This is a genomic window from Enterovibrio norvegicus DSM 15893, from assembly GCF_900115495.1.
Classification (GTDB): domain Bacteria; phylum Pseudomonadota; class Gammaproteobacteria; order Enterobacterales; family Vibrionaceae; genus Enterovibrio; species Enterovibrio norvegicus.
Map to the genome: position 1 here is coordinate 1 of NZ_FOWR01000039.1, position 16,852 is coordinate 16,852.

The following is a 16,852-nucleotide window of genomic DNA, read 5'->3' on the forward strand; positions in this document are numbered from 1 at the left end:
TCGAGAAAAATCATGGGGTTCCACTTAGATGACAACATGAAAGCATCGACGGTTAAACGCGCATTCACCCATGCTCTGAAACAGCGCAGGGCTGATAGCCTGTTAGTTCATCACTCTGACCGAGGGGTGCAGTATTGCTCAGACGAATATCAACGTATTCATAAGCAACATGACGTGATGTGCTCAATGACGGATGGGTATGATTGTTACCAGAATGCGTTGGCTGAACGAGTGAATGGCATATTGAAGAACGAGTACTTACTTATCAAACCACGTGATTTAGAGGAGGCGAGAAAGATGGTGGCAGAGTCCGTAGATATCTACAATCAAAGACGGCCACACGCTGCGTTAAAATACAAAACGCCCGATGAAGTCCATCAGGCGTTTTATGCTTAGAAAGTGTCAACCCATATCAGGACGGGTCAGAATCATTGCGTTAAAAACGGCGAGGTTTTATTCCGCATCACGGCGCATTGCCGCATCTTTGATGATAGGCTGAAGCTCACCTTTCTGGAACATTTCCAGTACGATGTCACAACCACCGATCAGTTCACCTTCAACCCATAGTTGAGGGAAGGTCGGCCATTCTGCATAAATTGGCAACTCGGCACGAATGTCTGGATTTTGCAGAATATCTACGTACGCAAATTTTTCACCGCACGCCATCAGCGCTTGGCTAGTTTGCGACGAAAAGCCACAGCTAGGTAGCTTGGGTGAGCCTTTCATATAAAGCAGGATCGCATTTTCTTCGATCTGCTGTTTGATTTTATCAATAGTTTCCATTACTTCCTCGAACACCAAGTGTGATGACTTCGTTCATATTAACTGGGAAAAGCGCGGAAAAAAATGCCTAAAAACTGTAAGGACATATTCAGCCGCTTTTTTTAAAATTATTCTTTTAATAAAGTAAAAACTTGCTAAACTGTTTTGCAGTCAGTCTATAAGTAGAAACGTCGACAATTTAGTTACCTAAAGTGTAAGACAAATCTACAGGAAGCAATAATGTCAGGGGGCAACCCCACCCATCATGGAGAATCGAGTAATGGCATTTCAACTACCAGCTCTTCCTTACGAAAAAAATGCACTTGAGCCGCACATCTCTCAAGAGACTTTGGAATACCACTACGGTAAGCACCACAACACTTACGTTGTTAAGCTTAACGGCCTAGTTGAAGGTACTGAGCTTGAGAGCAAATCTCTGGAAGAGATCATCAAGACCTCTACTGGCGGTGTATTCAATAACGCAGCACAAATCTGGAACCACACGTTCTACTGGCACTGCCTAAGCCCAAATGGCGGCGGTGAGCCAACAGGTGATGTTGCTGATGCAATCGCGAAAGCATTCGGTTCATTCGAAGAATTCAAAGCGAAATTCACTGATTCAGCAATCAACAACTTCGGTTCTTCTTGGACTTGGTTGGTGAAAAAAGCTGACGGTTCTCTCGATATCGTAAACACGTCAAACGCAGGCACGCCACTGACTGAAGAAGGTGTTACACCTCTTCTGACTGTTGACCTGTGGGAACACGCTTACTACATCGATTTCCGTAACCTACGTCCAGACTACATGAACGCATTCTGGGCATTGGTTAACTGGGAATTCGTTGCTCAAAACCTAGCAGCGTAATCTCTCGGTTCTCTTCGCACCCTTGGGTGTGAATGAAATACCTCGCTTCGGCGGGGTATTTTTTGCTTGTCGTTCACCGAGAAACTAGAAACTAGAAACTAGAAACTAGAAACTAGAAACTAAGATGCCAAAAACGTCTGTCACAAAAAAGCCGCTGATGATCAGCGGCTTTGTTTTAGGTCTTAAGATTTCAACTGGCGTTAAACGCAGTGTTACGACACTTCAGCAAGAATAATGCGAAGTGTGCGGCGTAGAGGCTCTGCAGCACCCCACAGCAATTGGTCACCGACAGTGAACGCATTCAAGAAGTCATCGCCCATCGCCATCTTACGAAGACGACCTACAGGCACAGACAAGGTTCCTGTTACTTTTGCAGGAGACAGCTCTTGCAGCGTAATGTCACGCTCATTCGGGATCACTTTGACCCAGTCATTATGCGCAGCGATGATGCCTTCGATTTCGTCCAAAGGAACGTTCTTCTTCAACTTCAACGTGAGTGCTTGGCTGTGACAGCGCATTGCACCAATGCGAACACACGTACCATCAATCGGTACTGGGTTGCTTTCAAGACCAAGGATCTTGTTCGTTTCAACGGTGCCTTTCCACTCTTCCTTGCTTTGACCGTTTTCACGTTTCACGTCGATCCAAGGGATCAAAGAACCCGCCAATGGCGCACCAAATTCTGAAGTCGGGAAACTTGAAGAGCGCAGCGTTTCAGCCACTTTACGGTCGATATCCAAGATGGATGTTGCAGGGTTTGCCAGATCAAGGCTCACTGCATCATTGATCACGCCCATTTGGCTGATCAATTCGCGCATGTTTTTCGCACCAGCACCAGATGCTGCTTGGTACGTTTGCGCGGTCATCCACTCAACCAGACCTTCTTTGTAAAGGCCACCCACCGCCATCAGCATCAAGCTGACAGTACAGTTACCACCCACATAGGTTTTCGTCCCCTTGTGAATGCCTTCTTGGATTTGCTTAAAGTTGACAGGATCCAGCGTAATGATGCTGTCTTCTTTCATACGAAGTGTTGATGCGGCATCAATCCAATATCCCTTCCAGCCAGCGGCCAGTAGTTTTGGATACACTTCTTCGGTATAGCTACCACCTTGACAGGTAATAACAACGTCCAATGTTTTTAGACTTTCGATATTAAAGGCATCTTCTAGAAGACCTGCATCTTTGCCATAGTTTGGCGCAGGGATGCCAATTTGAGAGGTGCTATAAAAAACCGGCTCGATAACATCGAAATCACGCTCTTCTACCATGCGCTGCATCAGTACAGAACCCACCATACCGCGCCAGCCTACTAACCCTACTCTTTTCATTCGCTCTCACACTCCTTGTTTTAAATTTCTCCACTTATCTTGAAAATTAACGACACAAATAACAAGCAAAAACTGCATCTTTTTGCCTAAGCACGAGAAAAATCTCAGCCTGCCTGCATTGAACAGGCTTCCAACCAAATTTAAACGTTTCATTATGGAAGTGATGACATTAAAACGAACCGAAGTAACCAAAAGATGATTTTTACGATCTTCCTCTCATTCGCATAGAGATAAAAACACCTATACATACCAACCAAAACGACGTTTAGAGCCAAAACATTGCAGTTTAACCATCTCAAATGCTGCACATTTACATTTACACACACATTTCAGAAACACATCTTAACCGCATTTAAATCACTCAAATTAACCATATCCATACAAATATCATCAGGTAAACCATGAAAAATAACCCCTTGAGCGCATAAGTCACATAAAATGAAATTCTTGTTCACCTCTTCTATCCTCTTTCGCTAAAGTAACTCTCGCCGCCAGGATGGTAGTAATAACAGCCCACTGTTTGTGATTGTTTGTATACCCAAGCGACCTCAAGGTAATGATGTCTACGATGTCAGAGAAAGAGACGTTAGAGCGCGATATTGATGCGCACAGACGTTCATTTTGACGTGACTTGGTTATGTATTTCACCGGAAGGAACCGACACGGGCCCGACTCTCAAGAAAGGTTTCATATATGAAAAATCGCTCGGTGCAACTTCCTTCTTTGTTCCAAGTATTCATGGCGCTCGGTCTGTTCCTGTTGTTGGCATTCTCCTTTACCGCCAAACTTAACTTACCTATTCAATTGGCGCTGTACATTGGTTGGTTCTTGATCATCGGCCTTGGCATTAAGCTTGGCCATCAGTACAAAGATCTTGAAAAAGCGGCCACCAACGGCATTGCAAATGGCTTAGGAGCGGTCTTGATCCTTCTGGCGGTCGGCGCACTTGTCGGCACCTGGATTGCGGGCGGTATCGTTCCAACCATCATCTATTACGGCTTGAATGCCATTCACCCTTCTATCTTCCTCGCCGCCACCATGATCATTTGTTCATTAACGGCGCTGGCGACGGGTACATCATGGGGTGCAGCAGGTACTGCGGGTATCGCAATGATGGGCATTGGCCAAGGTCTTGGCGTTCCTGCACCCGTCACAGCGGGCGCTGTGCTGTCAGGCTGTTACTTTGGCGACAAACTGTCTCCGCTTTCTGACTCGGTGATCCTTGCTTCTTCTATGTCTGGTGTCGAAATCGTTGAACACATCAAAGGCATGCTGCCAATCGCTCTGATCAGTTACATCATCACGGGTATTTTGTTCACTGCACTTGGCCTGCACTACGCTGGCAATGTTGACATGGCGCAAGTGAGTGACGTGATTGCCGCGATGGACAAACAATTCGTGATTTCACCAATGTCCTTTATCCCAGTGGCGATTGTGTTAGTGCTTTTGGCTCTCCGTCTACCTTCGTTCCCTGTGATTTCTCTTGGTTCTGTTTTGGGTATCGTGTGGGCTATCGTGGTGCAAGACATGAACCCTCTTGCCGCAATCAACACGGCATGGGCACCGTTCCAAATTGAGTCGGGTGTGAGCTTCATTGATGCCATCTTAAACCGCGGCGGCATGGAATCTATGCTCGGTTCAGTGGCTGTGATTGTGTTCGGTCTGGGCTTTGGTGGCCTGCTAGACAAGGTGGGTGTACTTGAAACCATCGCGAAGATTTTCGAGCGCAAAGTGAATTCTGCGGGCAGCCTTGCTACCTCAACCATTGGTACCGCATTCCTTGGTAACGTGTTTGGTTCGGCCATGTACGTGTCTTTGATTCTGACACCTAAGATTTGTGCGAAAAACTATGACCGCATTGGTTACCACCGTAAGAACCTTTCTCGTAATGCAGAGTTCGGCGGCACACTCACATCCGGTATGGTGCCTTGGAGTGATAACGGTATTTACATGGCGAGCATTTTGGGTGTTGCAACCCTGTCTTATGCACCGTTCATGTGGCTGAGCTTCGTGTGTATTATCGTGACCATTGTGACCTCTTACCTTGGTTGGTTTGTGGACCCTGTTGAACCAAACCAACAACACGAAGTGGCATCCGATAACGCAAGCCTAGAAGGCGCTGCAGCACTGCAAAAAGCGTAATCTCAACATCCCCTTTCTAAAGGCAGCGAACGCTGCCTTTTTTACATCTCTCGAAAGGTGTTTACATCCTTGTTTTAGCAGAAAATCTTAGCCTTCCCGACGCTGCTACTGATAGTAGATCACGATCACATATTCAACATTGCACCACGCGAATTCCCCACCATTCAGTAGCACATATTGACCCCAATCAAAGTGCGGAATCCCTCGCAGAAGAGAATGGGGGCAGATTTCATTTTGCATACGCAAACACACTTAGCCCAAAGAGGTATCTATGAGCACTCCTAGCGAGCAAACTCGCAAAGTTACTATCGGTAGTTACTTTGCCCTCGCCTTCGCCGTCGTTTTCTTTTCAGGATTACTCCAATCTAACGAATGGTATGGCGTTTTTGACTTCACCACATTGAACGGTTCTTTCGGTAGCGTTGTTTATGGCGTTAACGAAACCGCTGATGGCATCCAAGCTGCAACCACTTCTATGCGTGGTAAAGGCGGTAGCGGTGCTCGTGACGGCTTCCTGTTCGCCCTAACGCTGATCCCTACCGTGATGTTCGCACTGGGTATGATCAACGTACTAGAGCACTACGGCGCACTGGATGCAGCGCGTAAACTGCTTACGCCACTGCTTCGTCCACTGATGAACATCCCTGGTAACACAGGTCTTGCTTTGATTGCATCGCTGCAAAGTACCGATGCGGGTGCAGCCATGACCCGTCAGCTAAAAGATGAAGGCCACCTCACCAAGCGTGAAGCGGATATTTTCACCATGTTCCAATTCTCTGCAGGTGCAGCGATCGTGAACTTCTTCTCATCAGGCGCGGTGCTGTTCACCCTGACACTGATGGACGGCTCTTTGGCAGTTTCTTCTTCTATCGGTCTCGCGGTTGCCGTGATGTTCGTATTCAAATTCGTGGGCGCAAACCTGTTCCGCGTTTACTTGAACATCACTGAAGGCAAAGAAGACAAAACCGGCAACGCGCTAACCGAGGAGAAAGCATAATGACTGAAGCAAAAAAGCCGATGGTGACGGACATTTTCGTAGAAGGCGCTAAAAAAGGCTGGAACATCGCAACAACGTCAACCGTACCAAACGTTCTGATGGCGTTCGTGATCATCAAAGCGCTTCAAATCACCGGCGCACTGGATCTGATGGGCACCTTGTTCTCTCCTGTCATGGCAGTGTTCGGCCTTCCTGGTGAAGCGGCCGCTGTGCTTATCGGCGCGTGGATGTCGATGGGTGGCGCAGTGGGCGTGGTGATTAGCCTGTTTGACCAAGGCATCCTAAATGGCGAACACATTGCCATTCTTGCTCCTGCTATTTACCTCATGGGTTCACAAGTTCAATACCTTGGCCGCATCCTTGGCCCAATAGGTACTGAAGGCCGCTACATCCCAGCCATGGTTATCATCTCAGTGATCAATGCCCTTGGCGCAATGTTGGTGATGAACATTCTGGTTTAACGCTTTTCTCTCACGCCGAGCACTTTCTTATTCAATAAAGGCTCGGCGTTGCTTTCCAAACGGATTTCCGGAGTTGCTATGAACTTTTCTCTGAGCACCTATTTAGAAGAACTACGCCCCCTGATCAATGTAGATTGCGGCACATTGACGGTTGAAGGCATCGAAGTGATTGCCAACATCATCGCCGAAAAATACGAAGACATGGGCGGATGGAACATCAAGCGTGTTGATTGTGGTATTGCTGGCATGGGTCTTGAGATCCGCAACAAGCCTGAAGCAGAACACATTGATGTGATGTTGATTGGTCACATGGATACCGTATTCCCAGTGGGGACAGCGGCTGACCGCCCAATGAGCAACGATGAAAACCGTGCATACGGCCCAGGCGTTTCAGACATGAAGTCAGGCCTTCTGAACGTGGTATACGCACTGCGTGATCTGGATGTGAGTGTTCGTGATGCGTTGTCTATCTGTGTTTGCATGAACCCAGACGAAGAGATTGGCTCTCTGCACTCAGAAGCATGGCTGAAATCCGTGGCGAAAGATGCACGCCACGTGCTGGTTGCAGAAGCTGCACGTGCTGATGGCTCATTGGTAAAAGCACGCAAAGGCATGGCGCGTTACAGAATGACGTTCCACGGCAAAGCGGCACACGCAGGTAACGAACCTCAAAATGGCCGCAGTGCAATCACTGAAATGGCGCATTGGATCCTAGCCTTGAACGCGATGACGGACTTCGAAACAGGCACCACCCTGAACGTAGGCGTTGTGAACGGCGGCGACGGTGCGAACATTGCTCCACAACACGCAGAAGCGGTCGTTGACGTGCGTTTCTGGGACAACGATGAATATGCGCTCGTAGACAGCAAAATCCGCGCATTAACAGAAACCCCGTTCGTTGATGGCGTCACCGTATCGTTGGTGCGTGAAGCGACCAAACCTGCAATGGCACCAACAAGCAAAACCGAAAGCCTTATGGCGATGATCGAAGAAACCGGAAACGATCTGGGTATCGACATCACTTGGCAGGAAGTGGGCGGCGGCTCTGATGCCAACCTAACCGCAGTATTGGGTGTACCCACCCTTGATGGTTTAGGCCCTATCGGTGCAGGCTTCCACAGTGACGCAGAATACCTTGAGCTTCACTCTATTGAACCACGCATCAAGCTACTGAAAGCAGTGCTTGAGAAATTGGCGAAATAAGTATTCTCCGTCGGCCAATACGCTCACCCTGCTCCAACGCAGATTTGACGTAAGCTAACGTACAAATAAAAAGGGGCGAATTCGCCCCTTTTCGTTATCTCTGGTCGCTACATCAGGATTTATACCCTCGAAGTGAATCGAGGTAATCCGGTAAGAACAGCGATATCTGCGGAATGTAGGTGATCAGAATCAGGAAGATCAACAGCAGACCAAGCCAAGGCAACGCGGCACGTATCGCCCACCCCATGCTTTCCCCCGTAATCCCCGCGGTCACAAACAAATTCAGCCCCACCGGCGGCGTTAACATGCCTATTTCCATGTTCACCACCATGATGATGCCCAAATGAATCGGGTCAATACCAAGCTGCATCGCGATAGGGAACAAGATCGGAGCCATGATCAGCAAGATAGCCGATGGTTCCATGAAGTTACCCGCAATCAATAGCAGGATGTTCACCACGATCAAGAAGCCCCAAGCCGGTAATCCCCACGCCACAATGGTTTCCGCAATGGTATGAGGAATACGCTCAGTGGTGAGCACATGGGCGAACAACATCGCATTCGCGATAATGAACAGCAGCATGATGCTGACTTTCGAAGCATCACGAACCACATGGCTCACTTCTTTGTCGGTAAATGACTTCACCATCACCATCGGCAGTGAAACCAGGTTTCTCAGCAACATGCTTACCGTGCCTTCACCATCACGACGCCAAGGCACATCTTTGAGTGGACCAATATCGCGATAGCCCCACACACTGACAAGCCACGCGTACACCGCCGCCACCGAAGCCGCCTCCGTCGGGCTGGCGACACCGCCGTAAATCGAGCCAAGCACGATGATAATCAGCATCAGGCCACCCAAGGCGCGAAGCCCTGAGTGCATTAACGCACCCACACCCGGAAACGGCTGAGAAGGTAAGCCTTTAATACGCGCAACGATGTAGATAGCCAGCATCAGAATACCGCCCATCATCAAACCAGGAATAAAGCCCGCCATAAACATGCGTGACGCTGACACTTCCGTTGCTGCGGCATACACCAACATCACGATAGAAGGTGGAATCAAAATACCCAAGGTGCCCGCATTGGCGATAACACCCGCTGCAAATGCTTTGGGGTATCCGGCTTTCACCATGCCCACAATGACGATAGAACCGATAGCGGCCACTGTAGCAGGAGAACTGCCAGACACCGCCGCAAACAGCATACAGGCCATAACAGACGCCATGGCGAGGCCACCTTTCACATGACCCACTGAATCAATGGCAAAATTGATCAGACGCCTTGCTACACCCCCCGTTGAGAGAAACGCCGAAGAAAGAATGAAAAAAGGAATGGCCAATAAGGTGTAGTGTTCACTGGTGGCCTCAAACAACTTCAAGGCAATGGATGCCAATGAGTCATTTGAAAACATCAAAATCGTTGCCACACTCGACAAACCGAGTGCAATCGCAATGGGCATCCCTATGAACATACAAAGAAAAAGCAATCCAAACAGTGCTGCAATGGTCATTTGTTTTGCCCCTCTTTGGCGTCATATTCAGCTTCCAGTTCCTGTGCCAAATGCATGCTTTCCTTCGCTTCATCAATGAAACCAAACCCAGCACGTTTTCCTGTCCAGACTTCGTATCCCAAGCTAAATACGCGAAGCGCTAACAGTGCAAAACCCAAGACCAGACATGACATGGCTTTCCACTTCTCAATCGGCATGTCTTCCATTTCAATGCCGATCATTCTCATTTTGCTGAGGTAAATCCAAGACCCATACAAAAAGAGCCCGCAATAAGCCAAGCACCCGCCGAGCGCAATCAAGGTAACAACCTTTTGCGTGCCAGTAGGCAAATGCTTCACCAAAGCATCCACACCGATGTGTGCACCTTCACGTAAGCCCCACGACGCGCCCATCAACACCAACCATGCTGACATGTACAAAGTAAGCTCTTGAGCCCACAGCAGCCCTTCGTTAAAGAAGAATCGCAATATCACTTCGAAAAACACCAACAAGGTCATCGCCACCAACAACAAGCCGATGCCGGCTTCTTCAAAGCGGTGTAAAAACTGAACCATGTTCTACTCCAAACATCAAAAAGCCCGACGTGTTAGGTCGGGCTAAAACAACTTACTGGTTTGAGGCAACAGCAGCGTCAATCAGCGATTGACCAATTTGTTCTTGGAACTCACCCCAAACAGGTTTCATGACTTCAACCCATTGCTGGCGCTCTGCATCAGTCAGCGTGATCACTTGGCTACGCCCAGAGTCGATGATGTTTTGGCGATCTTTCATGCCTTTTTCATTGGCGATCTGATTACCGTGCGCCACGGCTTCATCCAACGCTTTTTTTAGCACATCTCGATCAGCGTCAGGCAAGCCAGACCAAAACTCATTCGAAGTCGTCACCATGTAATCCAACACGCCGTGATTGGACTCAGTGATGTAAGGCTGAACTTCAAAGAATTTCTTCGAATAGATGTTTGACCACGTATTTTCCTGACCATCGATCGCGCGTGTTTGCAGCAAGGTAAACACTTCGGAAAACGGCTTTTTCAGCGGCACAGCATCGACCGCTTCGAACTGTGCAGCCAGCACGTCAGAGCTCATGATGCGAAATTTTTTCCCATCTGCATCCGAAGGCACGCGCAGTGGATCGTTCGCTGACAATTGCTTTAAACCATTGTGCAAATACCCAAGTCCCGTCAGCCCTTTGCCTTGCACCGAATTCAGCAATGCTTGACCCGCTTCGCTACGTTGAAAGCGATCAACCGCCGCCATGTCTTTGAACAGGAATGGGAGATCATAAATCTGGAGTTGTTTGGTGTATTTGGAGAATTTAGAGAGAGAGGGGGCAATAAATTGTATGTCTCCAAGGATCAGCGCTTCCATTTCTTTGCCGTCACCAAACAGTTGTGAATTGGGGTAAACCTCAACCACGTATTTGTCACCGATGCGCTCAGCCACAAGATCTCTAAACTTGAGTGCCATTTGGCCTTTGGGTGTGTTCTCAGCCACCACATGGGAGAATTTGATCGTGTCAGGTGCCGCTTGTGCACCAGCAACCATGCCCACACACAGTGTGATGGCGGAAACCATCTTCTGAAGGTTTTTCATAGAATGTCCTCTTCTTCCTCGTTTGATAAACATTCACACAGAGAATGTTTGCTTTCCTTTTAATCAGTAGCGCAAGGAGGAAGAGGGTTAAATGCTTTAAACATTTAATTAACAATTCAAAAACAAATTTGAGAGATCGAAATTGGGAAAGGGGTGAATTTCCACCCATTTCCCATTCTAAGAAAGAAGACAAAGAAGACGCACGCCGAACCGTTACGTGGCGCTGAGTTTAATGCGGTTGGAAAAGGCCATGCATGTAATGGCGAGCGATGATGAACGGGATACGCCAGCGAATTTTCGGCTCTGCCCATCGAACAATGTGATTGATTTCCAGTCGCTTCGCATCAGGATAACATTGACGCTGACACTCACGACAAGACGCATTTCCCATTTGTGTTGCACACTGGGAGTATCGTGCTTCTTCAAAGGCAATCAAGGCGGAACACTGAGGACAAAGTTGGCTGCCACGGTGAATGTGCTTGCAATAATATGTCGTCATCGCGCGAACGAGCCACAGAGGCTGGCGTCGTTGGGTTGACGTTACAGATACAGTATTCATAGGCGCGCTATTTTGCTCGCGCGTGGCGAAAAACCATTGACCCAGATCAAGTTAATTGCTCGATATCGATGACTTTGCCTTCAATTTACGATTCAAATTCATGAGACATGGTTTTAACGCATGCTGCGTATATGTCGTTTTCACGCAACGGTTTTCCTATGTGTCCTTGCATGCCATTACTGATACAACGCCAAATATCATCTTTCAGCACGTTCGCCGTCATCGCCACAATCGGCGTACTTTGATTTATATTTTGCGATGCTCGAATTTGGCGTGTGGCCTCTAACCCGTCCATTCGCGGCATTTGAATATCCATGAAAATGATGTCGTAACTGCGTAATGCTGCTTTTTCGAGCGCCACCACACCGTCCCTTGCGATATCAATAGAAAAGCCAAGTTTAGACAGCATTTTCTCTGCAATCATACAGTTAATGGCATTGTCTTCCACCAGCAAGCACTGTTTTCCTGAGAAAGCATCTAAGTGTTGGCTTATCAATGCCTGCGCCGTTTCGTTCGACACATCGTCCTCTATTTGAAGCGGCAGGGAAACATCAAATTGGCTACCCCGCCCAACCTTGCTCGCAATTGAAATGTCTCCACCCATCAGATCAACCAGTTGCTTTGTAATAGCGAGACCGAGGCCTGAACCACCAAATCGACGCGTGGTTGATGCATCCGCTTGCTGGAATTCATCAAATATCAATTTGTACTTGTCAGAGGGAATACCTACCCCTGTGTCGGTTACGCGTACCACGACACCGGAATACAAACCACCTTGCTTACTGACACCAATTTTCAATTTCACCAAGCCGTTCTCGGTGAATTTCAGTGCATTAGACACCAAGTTCAATATCACTTGTTCAATACGGTGTGCATCCCCCATAAAACGGCGCGGACAGTGCTCATCAAACTCATATTCAAAGCAGAGTTGATGCTTGTCTTTGATCGTTGGCAGCATCAGATCATGCACATAGCGCCCGACTTGTTCTAAGTCGAAAGGCGCTTCTTCCAGTTTTAGGTGATTGGATTCCATCTTACTGAAATCAAGAATGTTATTGATGAGTGACATCAAACCGCGAGAAGAGTGAGCAATCACTGACAAATACTCTGCCTGCTTCCCCGTCATCGGCTCGTCTTGCATCAAAGTGGTCGCACCAAGAATCCCGTTCATTGGCGTTCGAATTTCATGGCTGATATTGGCAAGAAACAATTGCTTGGCGCGCGCCGCGTCTAACGCTTTTTCCCGCGCATCCACAAGATCGGTACTGATGTCGTTAAACTCGCATACCAACATGCCCAACTCATCTTGTTCTGTGTAATCAATCGGAGAAAAAGGCCCATCACCGCGCTGTTCGATCAGCGCAAGACGCACTTTCGCCATAGGCCTGACAACATAAAAATGAATCGCCGCATACGTCACACCGACTAGCAAAATGCCAACCAATGCCATCGCAAAAAACAAATCATTCTTTAATGTTGTCGCCTCTACCAGCAATAAACGTTCAGGGAGCGCACCGACAAGCATCCAGTTTGACGCGGGTAAAATGCGACCAAAAACCAAGGTTGGCTCTTGAAGCATGGGATCGTTTTGAAGACGGTGCGTAAAGAGCCTTTCAGAGCCTTGAAACAATGATTCATCAGGAACCATTTCCGACGCAATTGACAACGCATAGCCAATATCAATGTCTGGTGACGCTTGCACCATGGATTTCGCTAAGGTTTGCAGCTTATGGTTGCTTTGGCGCACAAGGTGGTCACCTTGCGTTGCAACACTGATGACTAAAGCAAGCTCAGAAAACTGCGGCTCGCTAGCAGCAATTTCACGCGCAGTGGGCAATGGCCCAAATTTTGGGCTCCCTTGCGTCACCGATTCTGCGTCTGACATTAAGCGTCCACTTCGGTCAAACATGGCAAGGTAGCCGCCGAGTTTTTGTCCACTGCGGGTTAAAAATGCCTGAAGTTCAGCCAACCGCACATCAATGGTGACAACACCAAAGAAAACGCCTTCAGCGTAAATAGGCACACTGCACGTCACCATAGGTTCTTGCGTGTAAGGGTCGATGTAAGCACGAGACCAATACGCTGAGCCTGGCACAGACCAACGTGCTGGCGCGTACCACTCTTCTATTTGATAAGGACGCGCAGATGCATCGTTGTAATCGGATACGCGTCGATAGGACCCGTCCTCGTTAAAGGCGATAAACACCGATGCTTTCGCTTTTGACGGATTATAGAGGTACGGTTCAGGCCAGAAGCCACCACTTGCGACCACATTCTTGATGTTCGCATTGCTCAGCAGCGTCGCAAGCTTTTGTTCAATTTGGGCTTCCGTATCATCGACTGACAGAATATCGGCAATGGTAAGGGCCACAGTTCCAATATTATTTGAGAGCTGTCCGAGGCTTTGCGCAACGGTTTCGACCTGCGCTTCAACCCGCTGATTGGCGCCGTCACGCACCATACTGTCACCCGTGGTTTCAAGCACATACACAATGGATACCACCATAACCGCCAGCATAAGCCCGAGTATCCATAATGCTTTAATGCTGATCGTTTTGTACCACGGAATATCATTTTTAAACACGGATTGAGCCTCAGGAAGTGGTCATTTTATTCAGGTTTTCCATCTCGCTCAGCACGTCTTTGATAGTAAGTGCTAACAATTGGTCGAATTGTTCAACCGCACGCTTGTCGGGTGATTCGCCCGCTGACAGCGTTTTTTCAAGCTGGATACAAAAATGCTGCATCGCATACGCGCCAATATTACCCGAGACCCCTTTCATGCTGTGGATCAATCCGCGCGTACCTTCTACATCGTCGTTTTTTGCAAACGTCTGAAGTTTCTCGCCGTCCGTTTTATGCTCTTCGACAAACATGCCGAGAACGGCATCAATAGCATCAGTGTCGCCCTCTAGTTGCTCCATCAAGTTCTCGATTTCAAACACAGACTGGTCGTACTGCACCGCATCGTTTTGAATAAAGCCAATATCTTCGGATGATACCGGTGGCATTTTTCGCGAGAAATTGGTCGACAATCTTTCGAGTTTATAACGAACAAGAACCTGCGCAGCGAGAAACAAAAACGCGATGCCGAACAGCAGTAATGTGCGATCTAACAACGCGATGACCTGCGTCGTCCAATAGGTTTGCTGTTGCGTCATCGCTCTAACGAAACGATGATTCATAATGCTATCAACGTTTTCCAACTGCTGATTCAACCGCTCTAGACCGGTATATAAGGCATAAACCTCAACACTCGCAGGCTTACTTGAACGCTCAGCAAGCATGGCCTCTAACGTAGCAATGTATTCATTAAAACGGTCTGCACGGCGGGTTGTTCCGGAATCATTTAGCCCGTGCAATTCATAAAGTAGGTAGCTACTAATACTTTGATACAACAATTGTTGATCGACACTGATTTCTGATTCGGAGAGTTGTTTAAGTTTCTTGGTCACATTCGCGACTGAGTAGATGGAGGCGAGCAGATTATCCACATCTTCCGCAAATGCATCAGCATCTAACAAGGTGCTTTGAATATCGCTCCACTGATCGTCAATCGTGTGGGATTTGGTCTGCAGCAGCAGATAACGAAAATGTTGGATTTCTTTTTCAATGTTCGAGAGCTCAATTTTCTGATTGAGCATTGAGGCCGACACGGCTTGTCGTAACTGCTGCGCCGCGTTATTGAGCTTCACAACATGTGTCGCGTGTTCTTTAACGTGGTACATCTCTTTGTAGGTCGCCATCGCGTAGAAAAAAGAGATGAAAAAAAGCACCCATACCAACATCGAAAGCCGACTCAGTTGAAGACGTTGGCTGTTTCTTGTTTTTTTCCGACTGTTCAAGGCGAACATGGATAACTTTGATATCACAGGAGTTCCTTTAAAAAAGCTTAAGCTTGTGTGTTGTTCACTGCCTAAACCATTAATCTGCCAGCGCTAAAACTAACTATGTAAGCTTTTCTAGATATGCTTTCTTTAAGTTAGAAACTTTGCCCAATTTTGCAAATGTTGTGCGTGTTTTTGCATAGCAGTATATAAAAATAAAGCCGCAATAAGCGACTTCATTTTTATTGATAAATCAGCAAGATTTACTCTTCAACGTTTAGGCGGCGCGTAAGTTGATCACGGAGGTTAGGTGGAATGCCTTTGATGGTGAGTGTATCTGTGTCTTGATCGTAGAAAATGCGTTCGCCTAGCAGCATGCTGTCGAAGTTAATCGAAAGGCCACCACCGCCACCCACGAATTTCGTGAGCTTACGCATTGAGGTTTTGTCCGCCGGGAAGCTTTCTTCAAGCTCATAACCTTGCTCTGACGCAAACTGGTAAAAATCCACGCCTTGGTCATTTTTAGGCAGTTCACCCGCCAATTCTTTTACGATGACTTCATCGCCAGATTGCAATTGGCCCTTGCAGTAATCGTAAACTTGCTTACGGTATTGCTGCTTTTCATCTTTTTCAAGACGCGAATCTGCGCAGTAATCTTCGACAGCTTGCATCAGCACCAAGTTTTGCTGTTTGGTGTCCATGCCCACTTCGGCTTGCATGAAGTCGAGGAAGAAATCCGCCACTTTACGGCCAACACGGCCTTTAATGTAAGTGAGGTAGCGGTTTGAATCCGCATCGCTTTCCCACGTCGACAAATCGATACGCGCAGCGATGTCCATTTTTGCCACATCAAGGTAATCCGTTGAGCTGATTTCCAGATCATCGGTCACTTTCATGCTGGCTTTCGATTCTAAAAGGCCAATGAACAAATATTCCGTCGCCAGTGAACGGTATTCTGCCAATACCAAAACCCCTTCATCAGCAAAAGGATACTTTGAAAGTTCCGTCTTTAAACGCTCTGCTGCTTGAGAAGAAAAGGTCAAAAAATCCATTTCTTGATTGCGACAGGCCTTCAGCCACGCAGATACGTCACTCTCCTGCGCAAATTGACCAAAACCTTTTCCGGCTTTTGCGTTATAAATGCGGTGGATTTCACTGATTAAATTTTCCGTTGAAGGAGAATGGGTTAGCAGTTGATCGCGTAGCTGAACGACCAGCGTGTCTTCACCGTCTTTTTTCAGTTGATGAAGAATTACGTTTGAAAGCGTGAGGCTCATAATTGAAAACATTTTAAGTCAGACTAGAGTGTGGGGTATTATACGCGGCTTCTGATGACACAAGACAAGAGTTTCTATGCCTGTTACTTCTAAATATCAAGATAAAAACGTTGAACAGATCCTGAGCGATGTGGTCAATGTTCTTGAAAAGCACAAAGCATCAACTGACTTATCGCTGATGGTTGTTGGTAATATCGCGACAAATTTGATCAATAACAACCTGCCAGCCGCGCAACGTAAAATTATCGCGGAAAAATTTGCTCAAGCTCTCGTGTCTTCAATCGATACAGAGTAATAAGCCGTTAATTCGGATATCGCG

15 protein-coding genes and 1 pseudogene are annotated in these 16,852 nt (G+C 47.5%); 7 read left to right on the top strand and 9 right to left on the bottom strand.

Going from position 1 to position 16,852, the window contains the following annotated elements:
* Positions 1–396, top strand: a 396-nt coding sequence (locus tag BM082_RS19760) for an integrase core domain-containing protein (RefSeq protein WP_074928334.1), incomplete at its 5' end; no start/stop codon positions are given.
* A 57-nt stretch (positions 397–453) separates the two neighbouring features.
* On the opposite strand, the gene grxD is transcribed toward BM082_RS19760, so the two are convergent.
* A complete protein-coding gene (gene grxD / locus BM082_RS19765) occupies positions 454–783 on the bottom strand; it encodes a Grx4 family monothiol glutaredoxin (protein WP_017007674.1) in 330 nt (109 codons plus the stop codon).
* Positions 784–1,042: 259 nt separating this feature from the next.
* Here grxD and sodB point away from each other — a divergent pair, with 259 nt between their 5' ends.
* Positions 1,043–1,627: a superoxide dismutase [Fe] gene (gene sodB / locus BM082_RS19770; protein ID WP_017007675.1), complete on the top strand. Its 585-nt coding sequence runs from the start codon at positions 1,043–1,045 to the stop codon at positions 1,625–1,627.
* 212 nt (positions 1,628–1,839) lie between these two features.
* On the opposite strand, the gene asd is transcribed toward sodB, so the two are convergent.
* Positions 1,840–2,958: an aspartate-semialdehyde dehydrogenase gene (asd, locus tag BM082_RS19775; protein WP_074928336.1), complete on the bottom strand. Its 1,119-nt coding sequence runs from the start codon at positions 2,956–2,958 to the stop codon at positions 1,840–1,842.
* Between the two features lie 675 nt (positions 2,959–3,633).
* On the opposite strand from asd, the pseudogene nhaC reads away from it, so the two are divergent.
* The 4 genes and pseudogenes from nhaC to BM082_RS19795 form a co-directional block, all read left to right on the top strand.
* Positions 3,634–5,100: pseudogene (nhaC, locus tag BM082_RS19780) on the top strand (Na+/H+ antiporter NhaC); the annotation flags it as partial.
* Positions 5,101–5,371: 271 nt separating this feature from the next.
* Positions 5,372–6,097 (top strand): nucleoside recognition domain-containing protein, encoded by a 726-nt coding sequence (locus BM082_RS19785; RefSeq protein WP_017012788.1) that lies wholly within the window; start codon positions 5,372–5,374, stop codon positions 6,095–6,097.
* Complete coding sequence (locus tag BM082_RS19790; protein WP_017007679.1) at positions 6,097–6,558, top strand: YjiG family protein; 462 nt, start codon at positions 6,097–6,099, stop codon at positions 6,556–6,558. The genes BM082_RS19785 and BM082_RS19790 overlap by 1 nt, the downstream gene beginning before the upstream one ends.
* 78 nt (positions 6,559–6,636) lie before the next feature.
* Positions 6,637–7,761, top strand: coding sequence for a M20 family metallopeptidase (locus tag BM082_RS19795; protein ID WP_017012787.1), 1,125 nt, complete (start codon positions 6,637–6,639; stop codon positions 7,759–7,761).
* A 112-nt stretch (positions 7,762–7,873) separates the two neighbouring features.
* Here the strand turns inward: BM082_RS19795 and BM082_RS19800 are convergent, their stop codons facing one another.
* From BM082_RS19800 to yejK, 7 genes are all read right to left on the bottom strand, one after another.
* Entirely contained in the window at positions 7,874–9,277 is a 1,404-nt protein-coding gene (locus tag BM082_RS19800; RefSeq protein ID WP_017012786.1) for a TRAP transporter large permease, read from the bottom strand.
* Complete coding sequence (locus tag BM082_RS19805) at positions 9,274–9,831, bottom strand: TRAP transporter small permease (protein ID WP_017012785.1); 558 nt, start codon at positions 9,829–9,831, stop codon at positions 9,274–9,276. The genes BM082_RS19800 and BM082_RS19805 overlap by 4 nt, the downstream gene beginning before the upstream one ends.
* Before the next feature lie 52 nt (positions 9,832–9,883).
* Positions 9,884–10,870: a TRAP transporter substrate-binding protein gene (locus BM082_RS19810; RefSeq protein WP_017007683.1), complete on the bottom strand. Its 987-nt coding sequence runs from the start codon at positions 10,868–10,870 to the stop codon at positions 9,884–9,886.
* A 229-nt stretch (positions 10,871–11,099) separates the two neighbouring features.
* Positions 11,100–11,429 (bottom strand): nitrous oxide-stimulated promoter family protein, encoded by a 330-nt coding sequence (locus BM082_RS19815; protein ID WP_017007684.1) that lies wholly within the window; start codon positions 11,427–11,429, stop codon positions 11,100–11,102.
* Positions 11,430–11,514: 85 nt separating this feature from the next.
* Positions 11,515–14,013, bottom strand: a complete 2,499-nt coding sequence (locus BM082_RS19820) for a hybrid sensor histidine kinase/response regulator (protein WP_017012783.1) — start codon at positions 14,011–14,013, stop codon at positions 11,515–11,517.
* 10 nt (positions 14,014–14,023) lie between these two features.
* Entirely contained in the window at positions 14,024–15,301 is a 1,278-nt protein-coding gene (locus tag BM082_RS19825; RefSeq protein ID WP_241810483.1) for an Hpt domain-containing protein, read from the bottom strand.
* A gap of 218 nt (positions 15,302–15,519) precedes the next feature.
* Entirely contained in the window at positions 15,520–16,533 is a 1,014-nt protein-coding gene (gene yejK, locus BM082_RS19830; protein WP_074928341.1) for a nucleoid-associated protein YejK, read from the bottom strand.
* A gap of 76 nt (positions 16,534–16,609) precedes the next feature.
* Here yejK and BM082_RS19835 point away from each other — a divergent pair, with 76 nt between their 5' ends.
* Complete coding sequence (locus BM082_RS19835; RefSeq protein ID WP_017007688.1) at positions 16,610–16,828, top strand: YejL family protein; 219 nt, start codon at positions 16,610–16,612, stop codon at positions 16,826–16,828.
* The last annotated feature ends 24 nt before the right edge of the window (positions 16,829–16,852 follow it).